The following is a 12,732-nucleotide window of genomic DNA, read 5'->3' on the forward strand; positions in this document are numbered from 1 at the left end:
AGTTAAGTCGAGGTTTTACCCTGCAGGCCTTCGAATCGCAAGATTCGTCTGACAGAGTGGGGATGTCATGCAAGCACCAGCGAAAAACCGCAGCTTTACCCAATTGATCGAATTTGAAATCGAACCCGGCCAGCAACCGGCGCTGGTCTCGGCGCTGGCGGTGCAGACCGAACGTCTGGCCCAGCGTTACTCAGGCTTCGTCAGCGCGAGCGTCCAGGCCAGCGACGATGGCCGGCGAGTCTTGAGCTTTCTGCAATGGCAGTCCCGCGAGGCAGGGGAGGCGGCGTTCCAGAGTTTCGAAACCGGCGAGCAGGATTTCTGGCAACTGATCCGCACCCATCAGGCGCGCACCGTGACCTTCGGTTCATTCCAGGTGCTGAGCAGCATCGCCCGCAGTCACGACGACGGTTTGCACTGCCAACTGGTCGGTTAGATCGACAGCTGGATCAAGCGCTCGCCTTGCAGGTTTTCCGTGGGCCGACGCTTGTTCACCGCCAGTTCGCCGATCTTGATCAGTCGCGTGCGGGTGACGTTGCGGCTAAGGCCGAGCAAGGATGCGGTGTGTACCTGGTTGTAATGGCAGAAGCGATAAGCCGCGCGCAGCAACGCGTCTTCGACTTTTTCATGCAGGGCGCCGGCCTGCTGCTCGAAGAGTTTCTGGAAGGCGCGTTCCAGCAGCGCTTCCGGTGAGTCGTCGGCGGTCGCGTGCTGATCGTCGGGACGGTCGATGCGCAGGTTCGACAGGCGCAGATCGTCGCGTTCGATCACGCCGCTACGGCAGATCAACAGCGTGTGATGGATGACGTTTTCCAGTTCGCGAATATTGCCCGGCCAACTGTAGCCGCGAAGCTTGTGTTCGGCGCCGGGGCTGATGGTGATGCGTCCGTAACCCAGACGCTGACTGTAGGCCTCGATGAAATGCCGGGTCAGCGGCAGGATGTCGCCGGGGCGATCGCGCAACGGGCTCAGTTCCAGATTGACCACGTTCAGCCGGTAGTACAGATCCTCGCGGAAATGTCCGGCGTTGATGGCTTTCTCCAGTTGCACGTTGGTCGCCGCCAGCACCCGCACATCAATGGGAATGCTCTTGCGCGATCCGAGGCGCACCACTTCGCGTTCCTGCAACACCCGCAGCAATTTGACCTGGATCGCCATCGGCAGATCGCCGATTTCATCGAGGAACAAGGTGCCGCCATCCGCCTCCTCGAACCACCCGGCCTTGGCGCTGAGGGCGCCGGTGAAGGCGCCTTTTTCATGGCCGAACAATTCGGCTTCCACCAGCGATTCGGAAAACGCGCCGCAGTTCACCGCAATGAACGGCCGGTTACGCCGGTTGCTCAGGTTGTGGATGTGCCGCGCCACCAACTCCTTGCCGGTGCCGGTTTCGCCGATGATCAGCACGCTGGCTTCGCTCGGCGCGACCTGTTGCAGATGCGCGAGCAGGGCCTGGGATTTCGGGTCTTCGAACACTTGGGCGGTGGCGCGAATCGATGTGGCCAGGGCGGGTGAGGGCGGCAGGGTCAGCAGTTGCATGGGTCTCGCTCCACGAAAGGAAATCAGGAATAGAACGTCGGTACCGGTAGGGACTGGTTCAGCGCCCAGTCGCCCAGCTCGTGGAGTTTGTAATCCAGCGGGTCGTGCAGGGTTTGCGTGCGCAGGTTGCGCCAGTGTCGGTCGAGGCGCAGTGAGGCGTGGGTCGAACGGGCGCCGGTGACTTCAAACAGTCGGCTACAAATCTCCAGGCCCTGGCGGCTGGCGGCGACCTTGGCGGTGGCAATCGCCGTGGCCAGATGACCGCGCTCTTCGGCGCTGAGGTTCGGGCCTTTGGCCCAGGCCTCGTCGAGCAACGCAGCGGCGCGTTCCACCAGCAATCGGATGCCTTCGAGGGCGACCCAGAACTCGCCGTAGTGGGCCAGCACATAAGGATCTTCACGCACCTCGCGCACCGAGGATTTGTGCCAGACACGGGTTTCACTCAGGGTGTATTGCCGTGCCTCTTCAAAAGCCCCTTCGGCGATGCCGAGGAACATGTGGGTGAACGTCAGTTGCGCGATCAATGGGCGCAAGCAGGCGAACGGGGTGCTCAGCGGCCCCGGATCCAGCAGCAGCTCCGATTCTTCTACCCGGACTCGTTCGAACGTAGCGCTGCCGCTGTCGGTCTGGCGCTGGCCGATGTTGTTCCAGTCGTTGTGCAGGGTGATGCCGCTGCGGCCGCTGGGGATCGCCGCGATCAGCAGTTTGCCGCCGTTGCTTTCGTCGACCGCCGAGGCGATCAGCATCTGTGAGTCGCTGGCGCCGGAGCAGAAGCTCTTCTTGCCGGAAAACTCGCGCCAGCCGCTCAGATCCTTGACCACGGTGCGGGTGTCCAGCGGATTGAGCGCGTTGCCCCAGAACCAGTTCTGCCGCGCGGTCTGTTCGAACCACGGCTGCCATTGTTCCGGGCGGGAAAACAACCGGACGGTGGCGAGCATCAAATGATGAAAACCGAAGACGTGGGCGATCGAGCTGTCGACCTTGGCGAACTCGCGCACGACTTCCAGGGTTTCGCTCCAGCGCGCGCCGAGGCCACCGTAACGGGTGGGAATGCTCAGGGCCAGCAGACCGCTGTCGCGCAGGGCGTCACGTTCGGCTTTCGGTGTGCCGCCACGCTCGTCGCGCTCGACGGCGGTCAGGGCAAATTCGGCGGCCAGTTGGCGGGCGGTCTGCAACGGGGAGAGCAGCGTGCTTTGCGGTTTGGCAGTCACTCGGTCTTCCTCAAGCGTTGGCTTTGGCGGGCAGTACATCGTTGGCGATCATTTCGCCAAACGGCCCGGTGAGGTTGGTCACGCCGCGTCCGGCCAGGCTCGCATACGGCTCGGGCAACAGCGGGAACACCAGCTCGGCAAAGCGGTAGGCCTCTTCGAGATGCGGGTAGCCGGAGAAGATGAAGCTCTCGATGCCCAGATCCGCGTATTCCTTGATTCGCGCTGCCACTTGTTGCGGATCACCCACCAGCGCAGTGCCGGCACCGCCGCGCACCAGGCCGACGCCGGCCCACAGGTTGGGGGCGATTTCCAGGTTGTCGCGGCGCCCGTCGTGCAGGGCGGCCATGCGCCGCTGGCCTTCGGAGTCGAAACGCGAAAAGGATTTTTGTGCGGCCTCGATGGTTTCGTCGCTGATGTGCTCGATCAGTTTGTCGGCGGCTTTCCAGGCTTCTTCGGCGGTCTCGCGCACGATCACGTGCAGGCGAATGCCGAACTTCACTTTGCGCCCGTGACGGGCGGCGCGTTCGCGTACGTCGGCGAGTTTTTCGGCGACGGCGGCCGGTGGTTCGCCCCAGGTCAGGTACACGTCGACCTGCTCGGCGGCCAGATCGTGGGCCGCGTCGGAGGAACCGCCGAAGTACAGCGGCGGATAGGGTTTCTGCACCGGCGGATACAGCGCCTTGGCGTTCTGCACCTTCAGGTGTTTGCCTTCGAAATCTACCGCCTCGCCTTGCAACACCCGGCGCCAGATCTTGAGGAATTCGTCGGTGACTTCGTAGCGTTCGCTGTGGCTGAGAAAGCTGCCGTCGCCACGGTTTTCGTCGGGGTCACCGCCGGTCACGACGTTGATCAGCAAGCGGCCGTTGGACAATCGATCCAGGGTCGCGGCCATGCGCGCCGAGACAGTCGGCGAAATGATCCCCGGACGGATCGCCACCAGATAACGCAGGCGTTCGGTCAGCGGCACCAGCGCCGAGGCGATCACCCACGAGTCTTCGCAGGAACGGCCGGTGGGAATCAGCACGCCGTGGTAACCGAGGCTGTCGGCGGCTTGCGCCACCTGTTTCAGGTAATTGAGGGTAACCGGGCGCGCGCCTTGAGTGGTGCCCAGATAGTGACCGTCGCCGTGGGTCGGCAGGAACCAGAAAACATCCATGAACAGCTCCTTAAGCGATTTTCAGCAACGGTTTGATGTGGGTGCCGAACAGCGGCGCGGCGCGTTCGGCGGCCAGTCGGATGCGCGCTTTTAGCGGTTCGCTGGTGATCTGGTAGTCGGCGAAATCGGCTTCGGTGGCGTACACGCCAATCGGCAGGGTCACGGCCTGGAAGAAACTGAACAGTGGGCGCAACTGATGATCGAGGACCAACGCATGGCGTTCACTGCCACCGGTGGCGGCGAGCAGTACAGGGGTGTCGATCAGCGCATTCAGGTCGATCAGGTCGAACAAATGCTTGAGCAGTCCCGGATAGGAACCGCGATATACCGGCGCCGCGACGATCAGCAGGTCAGCCTGTTCGATGGCCTGCAGCTCGGCTTCGATCTCGGCCGGCAGTTCTTGACGGGACAGCGCGGCGCCGAGCGGGCGGGCGATGTCACCGAGTTCGATCAGGTGGCTCTCGACCGGCAGGTGCCCGGACAATTCGGCCAGCAGGGCCTGGGTCAGCACCAGGGTGCGGGATGGACGCCAGGTTCCGCCGGACAGGGCGACGACTTTCAGTGGACGCGACATGGTCAGTTCCTTTTTCAACAGTTGCTCGGCGAGCAGTGAGTAGTCACTGGAGCAGAGCAAGCGCTGTACCAATTCCTGTAAGGCCCGTATTCCGGGGCTTTGAGCGTTTTCGGTGGCTGTGCTCGTGTGACTTTCAGGCCGGTTTGTTGAACCGCTGTTGCCTGGGAAACAGTTGCTGGAGCAACAGTGCCAAACGCGATGAAGGATTTATAAAGGCTGACTGTTATTCCGTAAAAGACTGTTAATTGATATTGATAGGTCTTTTTTGAATATGAAGGGCGAAGCCTGCCCGAATTCTGATAGCCACTATTGAGAGCGTTGATTTCTGCCAGAGCGTGCCCGGGCGTAGCCTTTCTCCATCGACCCACACTGCTCGCCAGGACGCTCCCATGAATCGTTTACTGACTGTTTCGCTGATGCTCGCTGTCTCCGTTCTCGCCGGTTGCGCGAGCCACGTTTCCCCGGAACTTCGCCCATACACAGCGGAAGAAACCCGCGAACTGGCCCTCGAAACCTTGAACCGTCGCGGCCTGTCCTTCGAGGAATATCATGCGAAAAAAGCCGAATTGCTCGGGCAGCCGCAGAAGACTTTCGGTTTCGACAACAAGGGTGAAATGAGCGCCGAGCGGACCGTACAGCTGCACGGTCGTCCTAGCTGATTCGTAACTGTACTGCTCGAAGTTTTATCCAACTGTCCGTGGGTTTGCGCGGCGCCGTGGGATAGGGTCAACACCTGAATGACCCTGACGGACTGCCTGCCATGACCCTCTCGCTCGACCTGCTACTGGGCTTTGCCCTGTTTGCCCTTGTCACCTCGATCACACCGGGGCCGAACAACACCATGTTGCTGGCATCGGGGGTGAACTTCGGCTTTAACCGTACCATTCCCCATATGCTCGGCATTACCTGTGGCTTCTTCGTGCTGGTAGTGGCGGTGGGTTTTGGCCTGGGCGCGGTGTTTCAGACTTATCCACTTCTTTATACCGTCCTGCGTTATATCGGCGCGGCGTACTTGCTCTATCTGGCCTGGAAGATCGCCCATTCCGGTCCGGTTGGCGACAGCGAGCAGGGCGAGGCAAAACCGATCAGCTATCTCGGCGCGGCGGCTTTCCAGTGGGTCAATCCCAAGGCCTGGATCATGGCCATCGGTGCGATCAGCACCTACACACCCATGCAGGGCTACTTCACCAACGTGATCGTGATTGCGGCAGTGTTCGCCATCATCAACCTGCCAAGCGTCGGCGTCTGGGCTGCGTGCGGGACTCTGTTGCGCAACGTACTGAAGGATCGTCGCTGGTTGCGGGTGTTCAACTGGGGCATGGCGGCGCTGCTGGTGATTTCGCTGTATCCGTTACTCCTTGAAAGCTTTAGCTGACGCAGTGCTACAACCGCTGGCCCGATGCCTGTTAAAGTCGCGTTCAGGAGCGTTCCTACGCACTTTTAAATGAAGTTGTTCTTCTTTAACGGCATCCGATCAGGTATTGATGACGCTCTCGAACCCGGACGCAGCTCACAAGGCTGCGTCGTGCCGTTTGTAGACACGAGCTTCCTGATCCCGGAACACGCTCTGCGAGTCTTTTTATGAACACACGTCCGCTGTATTTCGATTACGCCGCCACCACCCCGGTGGACGAGCGGGTCATCCAGGTGATGATCGAGTGTCTGGGTTTCAACGGTAACTTCGGCAACCCGGCTTCCAGTTCCCACGCCTTCGGCCAGCAGGCCCGGCAAACGGTCGAGAACGCTCGCCGGCAAGTCGCCGAACTGGTCGGCGCCCAGGCGCATCAGATCGTCTGGACCTCCGGCGCCACCGAATCCAACAATCTCGCCCTCAAAGGCGTGGCCCAGGCCCGTGGTGTGCCCGGCGGCCATATCATCACCAGTCAGATCGAACACAAGGCCATCCTCGACACCGCCCGGCAATTGCAGGACGCCGGTGTCGCCGTCACTTATCTGGTGCCGGACGCGGAAGGTCTGATCACCCCGCAAGCAGTCAGCGAAGCGATGCGCGATGACACCTTTCTGGTGTCGCTGATGCTGGTCAACAACGAACTCGGCACCGTCAACGACATCCCGGCCATCGGCGAAGTGGTGCGTGGGCGTGGGGCGTTGTTTCACGTCGATGCGGCCCAGGGCGCCGGCAAGGTCGTGATCGATCTGGCGCAATGGCCGGTGGACCTGATGTCGTTTTCGGCGCACAAACTTTACGGCCCCAAAGGCATCGGCGCGTTGTACGTCGGCCCGCGTGCGCAACAGCGTTTGCAGGCGCAGATTCACGGTGGTGGTCACGAGGGCGGCTTGCGTTCCGGTACGCTGGCCACTCACCAGATTGCTGCCATGGGCTCGGCATTTGCCCTGGCTGCCGAGGCCTTTCATGACGAGAAGAAAACCATCGTCGCGTTGCGCGAGCGATTGCTCGAACAACTCTTGAGCCTGCCCGGCGTGCGCCTCAACGGCAGCAGCACCCAACGTATCCCGCACACCTTGAGCCTGACCTTCAGCGAAGGCGAGTTCAACCCGGCGGCGCTGAGCCATTCGATTGCGTTTTCCGCGACTTCGGCCTGCAATTCCGCCAGCAACACACCGTCCCACGTCTTGCTGGCATTGGGGCATGACGCGCACCTGGCGGGGCGCACGATTCGCCTGAGTCTCGGTCGTTTCACCACAGCCGAAGACATCGACAAGGCTGTAGAACTGATCAAGACCGCCTGCGCCAGTGCTCCGGCATTCTGGGCGACAGGGCTTTAACGAGCCGGCTTTGAACGGCACCGAACAATAACGATGAAGTGATTGGCAGGAGACATGATGAGTACCCAGACTTTGACCGAAGGAACGGTTCCCCAGCGCCTCGCGCACACCCGTGAACTGATGCGTCGCGAAGGTATCCACGCGTTGCTGGTGCCGTCCGCCGACCCGCACCTGTCGGAATACCTGCCGGGTTACTGGCAGGGCCGGCAATGGCTGTCGGGTTTCCATGGCTCGGTCGGCACGTTGATTGTCACCACCGATTTCGCCGGGGTCTGGGCCGACAGCCGCTACTGGGAACAGGCGACCAAGGAACTCAAGGGCAGCGGCATCGAGCTGGTGAAACTGCAACCGGGTCAGCCGAGCCCGCTGGACTGGCTGGCCGAGCAGACACCGGAAGGTGGCGTGGTCGCGGTCGACGGTGCAGTGATGGCTGTCGCGTCGGCGCGCACGCTGGGCAGCAAGCTCGAAGCGCGGGGCGCCAGTCTGCGTACCGACATCGACTTGTTGAAAGAGGTCTGGAGCGATCGCCCGGCGTTGCCAAACGCGCCGATCTACCCGCACCTGCCGCCGCAGGCGACTGTCAGCCGTGGCGAGAAACTCGCCAAACTGCGCGAAACCCTCCAGGAGCGTGGCGCCGATTGGCATTTCATTGCCACCCTCGACGACATCGCCTGGCTGTTCAACCTGCGTGGCGGCGATGTGTCGTTCAACCCGGTATTCGTATCCTTCGCGCTGATCAGCCAGCAACAGGCCACGCTGTTTGTGGCGTTGAGCAAGGTCGACGCTGATCTGCGCGCCGTGCTGGAAAAGGACGGTGTGACTTTGCGCGACTACAGCGAAGTTGCCGAGGCCTTGGCTGCGATCCCGAACGACGCGAGCCTGCTGGTGGATCCGGCGCGGGTGACCAGTGGCCTGCTGGGCAACCTCGACAGCGGCGTGAAACTGGTCGAAGGCCTGAATCCGACCACATTGGCCAAATCACAAAAAAGCCCGGCGGATGCCGAGCACATTCGTCAGGCGATGGAGCAGGACGGCGCGGCGCTGTGCGAGTTTTTCACCTGGCTGGAATCGGCCTGGGGTCGTGAGCGCATTACCGAACTGACCATCGACGAAAAACTCACGGCAGCGCGTGAGCGTCGTCCGGATTATGTGTCGCTGAGCTTCAATACCATTGCCGCGTTCAACGCCAATGGCGCTATGCCGCATTACCACGCCACCCCGGAAGAACACGCGGTGATCGAGGGTGATGGCCTGCTGCTGATTGACTCCGGCGGTCAATACCTGGGCGGCACTACCGACATCACGCGGATGGTGGCGGTCGGCACGCCAACCGAAGAGCAGAAGCGCGATTGCACTCGTGTCCTGAAAGGCGTGATTGCGTTGTCCCGCGCACATTTCCCGAAAGGCATTCTGTCGCCGCTGCTGGATGCGATTGCCCGTGCGCCGATCTGGGCTGAAAACGTGGATTACGGCCATGGCACCGGCCATGGCGTGGGTTACTTCCTCAACGTGCACGAAGGTCCGCAGGTGATCGCCTATCAGGCTGCGCCGGCGCCACAGACTGCCATGCAGCCAGGGATGATCACCTCTATCGAACCGGGTACGTATCGTCCGGGCCGCTGGGGTGTGCGCATCGAGAACCTGGCGATGAACGTTGAAGCGGGAAGCAGCGAGTTCGGCGAATTCCTCAAGTTCGAAACCCTGACCCTGTGCCCGATCGACACCCGCTGCCTGGAACCGTCGTTGCTGACGCAGGAAGAGAAGCAGTGGTTCAACGCCTATCACGCCGAAGTGCGCGAGCGTCTGAGCCCGCTGCTTGAAGGTGCGGCGCTGGAGTGGTTGAACACTCGTACCGCCGCGATTTGACCCAACCGCTAAGGCGCTGCTTGCAGCGCCTGTTCGACGAATTCAAGTCGATCCTGGCCGAAGAACATTTGGTCACCGACGAACATGCTTGGAGCACCGAACACGCCACGTTTAACGGCGATTTCGGTGTTTTCCTTGAGCGCCCCTTTCACGGCGTCGTCGTTGGTCAGTGCCAGCACTTCGTCAGGATCGAATCCGTTCTCGATCAATACCGCCCCAACCGTTGCCGGATCATCCAGGCAGCGTCCTTCAACCCAGAGTGCGTTGAACAGACAGTCGATAAATGCCTGAAAGCGTTCCGGATGGCGCAATTGCATGCCGGTAACAGCGCGCATCAGCATCAGCGTATTGATCGGAAAGTGCGGATTGAATTTCAACACTACACCGTACCGTTGCGCATAGCGGTCGAGGTCCTGAAACATGTACCGACCCTTGGCCGGAATCATCGCAGGTGATGCGTTACCGGTGGCTTTGAACACTCCGCCCAGCAGCATCGGGATGTAGATCAATTCTGCATCGTTGTCGGCGCAGATTTTCGGCAGCTGGGTATACGCCAGGTAAGTCGCCGGGCTGCCAAGATCGAAATAGAACTCCACGGTTTTGCTCATTATCGCTGCACTCTGTTTTTGTTATTGGAGGGATTACCAGCGTTCGTTCCACGGGCGCAGATCCAGCTCGAACGTCCAGGCGTCCCGTGGCTGGCTATGCAGATACCAATAGTTATCGGCGATATGTTCGGGGTTGAGAATGCCGTCCTGATCCTTGGTGGCATATTTATCAGGGAAATTGTCGCGGATGAAATCCGTATCGATGGCGCCATCGACCACGACGTGGGCGACGTGGATGTTCATCGGCCCCAGCTCTCTGGCCATGCTTTGTGCCAGAGCCCGGATGCCGTGCTTGGCCCCGGCGAATGCGGCGAATCCGGAGGCACCACGCAAACCGGCGGTGGCACCGGTGAACAGAATCGTGCCGCGACGACGGGTCACCATCCGTTTGGCGACTTCCCGGGCATTGAGGAATCCGGAGAAACAGGCCATTTCCCAGATTTTGAAATACTTGCGGGCGGTTTCTTCGAGGATGCTGCAGGGCACGTTGGCGCCGATGTTGAAAACGAATGCTTCAATCGGCCCGAGACGAGTTTCGATATCTTCGATCAGCGCAATTACGTCTTCTTCCTTGCGTGCGTCGCAGGCAAAACCGTGGGCTTCACCGCCGTCCGCCTGAATGGCTTCCACCAACGGCTGTAATTTGTCGGCGCTGCGCCGCGTGACGCACGCGACGAAACCTTCCTTGGCGAACCGCTTGGCGATGGCGCCGCCCGTGGCATCACCTGCACCGACAACCAATACGACCTTCTTGTTATTCATGGGTGGATCCCTTTAGTAAACGATCGTTAAGTGAACGAACGTTATGCTAGGATTTGCTCAGCGTCAAGGCAGCCCATTGCGAGGACAAATACATGCGTTACTCCGCCGGTCACAAGCTGGAAACCAAGGAAAAGCTTCTGCAAAGCAGCTCGCTTTCTGCGAAACAGAACGGGTTTTCGTCAATGGGCGTCGATGGTCTGATGAAAGCGATCGGCTTGAGCGGGGCTGCGTTCTACAGTCATTTCTCGTCCAAGGACGCGTTGTTCGCGGCTATCGTCGAGCGTGAGTTGTGCCAGAGTCTTGAGCGTTTGGGCGGGCAGGGTACGCAGGATCGCGAACGGCTAGAGCGGTGCCTGAAACTGTATCTGAACATGGCCCATGTCGAGCAGCCTGAACTGGGCTGTGCAATACCTGCGCTGGGCGCCGAGATCGCGCGTTCGGATGTGGTTGTGCGGGAGCAGGCCGAGTTGTGGATTTGCAAGCTTCAGGAAAGTTGGGCGCGGATTCTGGAAAGCGACAGCCTGGCCTGGGCCATTCTGGCGCAATGTGTCGGGGCATTGGTGGTGGCGCGTATGCTGGCGTCGCCCAGGATTCAGCAACGGGTGCTGAACTCCTGTCATGAAGAGATCGGGCACCGGCTCGCCGCTTCGCGAGCGCAGTAGCGGCGATGGTTTATTTGCAGATGACGATCATGCTGCGGCTGGTGTAACCGGCGGGGTTGAGGCCGAAGGGGTAATCACCCGGTTCTTCCACGGTATCACCTGATTTTGCGATGACCTTGTAGCCCTTCGGTGCGCAAGAGTTCGCGGCGCTGGTGTAGCACTTGTCCCAAGAGGAAGACAACCCCGAACAGTTGATGTGCAGCCCTTTCTTGCCATGCTTGACCTGGGTCTTCGACGTCGCCGCGCAGCCTGCAACGGCGAGGATGGCGATCAGTATCAAAATTCGTTTCATTACCGTCCTTATTGGCGGCCTCGAGTCTGGCGCTCGGGTCTGCCTGTATGCGCTCGCGCTTGAAGCGTTCCGATATCCCTATCCGAAAAAATCCATGTATGGCATTGGGTTGCGACGCTAAACATGGCCTAAATGAGCGCCAATTGCCAGACCTTCGTTCAATCCCCTTTCAATCCGCCGCGATGGCGGGTTTGGCAGTGCTGCCCATCGTCATGGTTGCGCCGACGGATGCCAGAATAATGCACAGGATCGCCATCCATTGTGACAAAGAAAGGTATTCCTGAAGGAATAGCAGACCTGACAGAGCCCCAAAGGCCGGTTCGATGCTCATCAACGTGCCGAAGGTGCGGGCGGGCATGCGGGTGAGGGCGACCATTTCCAGTGTGTAGGGCAGGGCGGTGGACAAAATCGCGACTCCAATGGCAATCGGAATCAGCGCGGGTGTGAGTAGCGCGCTTCCGGCATGGACAATGCCAATGGGGGCGACGAACAGGGCGGCAATCATCACGCCAAGCGCTGCGGTGGTTACGCCGTTGTCTGCGCCGGCCTTCTGGCCGAACAGAATGTATAGCGCCCAGCAAACGCCGGCTCCCAGCGCATAGCCTGCACCGACCAGATCGATACCCGCTGTCGTAGCGCCGGTCGGTATCAACAGCAACAAGCCGATGGCAGCCAGGGCAATCCAGAGAAAGTCGATCGCGCGCCGCGAGGCATAAATGGCCACCGCAAGCGGGCCGGTGAACTCGAGGGCGACTGCAATGCCGAGTGGAACAGTGCGTAACGACATATAGAAGAGGAAGTTCATCCCACCCAGCGCCATCCCGTAGACAATCACTGTGCGCAGCGACTTGGCTGTCAGCGTCGCTCTCCAGGGTTTGAGCAGTAACAGCATGATCACGCTGGCAAAGATCAGGCGCAGCGTTGTCGTTCCTTGAGCGCCAACGATGGGGAACATGCTTTTAGCCAGTGAAGCGCCGGACTGGATTGATGCCATGGCTATTAATAGAAGGCCAACCGGAAACAGGGTTGAGGCAAGGCTGCGAGGCTGGTCGTTCATTACGAGGCATCATCCGGGGAAAGAACTGAGGTGTGTTGGGCAATATAGTGCGCACTCGTTGCGTTTGCGTCTATATAGGAGCGACCTTTTTCCATCTCTTGATAGAAAACTCAAATTAGGGGTTGACGGCAGATTCTGAGTCTCTATAATCCGCCCCACTTCTGGCGCAGTCGAAACGGAAAACTTCTTGAGATTCAATGAGTTAAGTAGGTTTCGAAAGCGGGTCGCTTCAGTTCATCGAAGCCTGGAAGGAGTTGGAAATG

General features: G+C 60.2%; 14 protein-coding genes. 6 read left to right on the top strand and 8 right to left on the bottom strand.

Going from position 1 to position 12,732, the window contains the following annotated elements; translation table 11 throughout:
* The first annotated feature begins 67 nt into the window (after positions 1–67).
* Positions 68–433, top strand: a complete 366-nt coding sequence (locus N8H71_RS08765; protein ID WP_192561854.1) for an antibiotic biosynthesis monooxygenase — start codon at positions 68–70, stop codon at positions 431–433.
* On the opposite strand, the gene N8H71_RS08770 is transcribed toward N8H71_RS08765, so the two are convergent.
* The 4 genes from N8H71_RS08770 to msuE are packed head-to-tail and all read right to left on the bottom strand — an operon-like array spanning position 430 to position 4,474.
* Entirely contained in the window at positions 430–1,533 is a 1,104-nt protein-coding gene (locus N8H71_RS08770) for a sigma-54 interaction domain-containing protein (RefSeq protein ID WP_262193664.1), read from the bottom strand. The genes N8H71_RS08765 and N8H71_RS08770 overlap by 4 nt on opposite strands.
* A gap of 23 nt (positions 1,534–1,556) precedes the next feature.
* A complete protein-coding gene (locus tag N8H71_RS08775) occupies positions 1,557–2,744 on the bottom strand; it encodes an acyl-CoA dehydrogenase family protein (RefSeq protein ID WP_262193665.1) in 1,188 nt (395 codons plus the stop codon).
* 10 nt (positions 2,745–2,754) lie between these two features.
* Positions 2,755–3,900 carry an FMNH2-dependent alkanesulfonate monooxygenase gene (gene ssuD / locus N8H71_RS08780; protein WP_007955828.1) on the bottom strand — a complete coding sequence of 382 codons (1,146 nt, stop codon included), beginning with the start codon at positions 3,898–3,900 and terminating at the stop codon, positions 2,755–2,757.
* 10 nt (positions 3,901–3,910) lie between these two features.
* Positions 3,911–4,474 (bottom strand): FMN reductase, encoded by a 564-nt coding sequence (gene msuE / locus N8H71_RS08785; protein WP_007955830.1) that lies wholly within the window; start codon positions 4,472–4,474, stop codon positions 3,911–3,913.
* A gap of 389 nt (positions 4,475–4,863) precedes the next feature.
* On the opposite strand from msuE, the gene N8H71_RS08790 reads away from it, so the two are divergent.
* The 4 genes from N8H71_RS08790 (at position 4,864) to N8H71_RS08805 (ending at position 9,088) form a co-directional block, all read left to right on the top strand.
* Positions 4,864–5,133, top strand: a complete 270-nt coding sequence (locus N8H71_RS08790; protein ID WP_262193666.1) for a hypothetical protein — start codon at positions 4,864–4,866, stop codon at positions 5,131–5,133.
* 101 nt (positions 5,134–5,234) lie between these two features.
* A complete protein-coding gene (locus N8H71_RS08795) occupies positions 5,235–5,849 on the top strand; it encodes a LysE family translocator (protein WP_230732312.1) in 615 nt (204 codons plus the stop codon).
* Between the two features lie 206 nt (positions 5,850–6,055).
* Positions 6,056–7,222, top strand: coding sequence for an aminotransferase class V-fold PLP-dependent enzyme (locus tag N8H71_RS08800; RefSeq protein WP_262193667.1), 1,167 nt, complete (start codon positions 6,056–6,058; stop codon positions 7,220–7,222).
* 57 nt (positions 7,223–7,279) lie between these two features.
* Entirely contained in the window at positions 7,280–9,088 is a 1,809-nt protein-coding gene (locus N8H71_RS08805) for an aminopeptidase P family protein (RefSeq protein WP_262193668.1), read from the top strand.
* An 8-nt stretch (positions 9,089–9,096) separates the two neighbouring features.
* Here N8H71_RS08805 and N8H71_RS08810 read toward each other — a convergent pair whose 3' ends face one another.
* Entirely contained in the window at positions 9,097–9,696 is a 600-nt protein-coding gene (locus tag N8H71_RS08810; protein ID WP_262193669.1) for a 2-hydroxychromene-2-carboxylate isomerase, read from the bottom strand.
* A 33-nt stretch (positions 9,697–9,729) separates the two neighbouring features.
* Positions 9,730–10,458 carry an SDR family oxidoreductase gene (locus N8H71_RS08815; protein ID WP_262193670.1) on the bottom strand — a complete coding sequence of 243 codons (729 nt, stop codon included), beginning with the start codon at positions 10,456–10,458 and terminating at the stop codon, positions 9,730–9,732.
* 92 nt (positions 10,459–10,550) lie between these two features.
* On the opposite strand from N8H71_RS08815, the gene N8H71_RS08820 reads away from it, so the two are divergent.
* On the top strand, positions 10,551–11,120 hold the full coding sequence (locus N8H71_RS08820) for a TetR/AcrR family transcriptional regulator (protein WP_262193671.1): 570 nt from the start codon (positions 10,551–10,553) through the stop codon (positions 11,118–11,120).
* A gap of 10 nt (positions 11,121–11,130) precedes the next feature.
* On the opposite strand, the gene N8H71_RS08825 is transcribed toward N8H71_RS08820, so the two are convergent.
* Together N8H71_RS08825 and rhtA are read right to left on the bottom strand one after the other, a co-directional pair.
* Positions 11,131–11,412, bottom strand: a complete 282-nt coding sequence (locus N8H71_RS08825; RefSeq protein WP_085683360.1) for a hypothetical protein — start codon at positions 11,410–11,412, stop codon at positions 11,131–11,133.
* 169 nt (positions 11,413–11,581) lie between these two features.
* The gene (gene rhtA / locus N8H71_RS08830) at positions 11,582–12,469 is read right to left on the bottom strand and encodes a threonine/homoserine exporter RhtA (protein ID WP_262193672.1); all 888 of its coding nucleotides are present in this window, start codon (positions 12,467–12,469) and stop codon (positions 11,582–11,584) included.
* Positions 12,470–12,732: the final 263 nt, after the last annotated feature.

Source organism: Pseudomonas koreensis (genome assembly GCF_025447595.1).
Lineage (GTDB): Bacteria > Pseudomonadota > Gammaproteobacteria > Pseudomonadales > Pseudomonadaceae > Aquipseudomonas > Aquipseudomonas koreensis_H.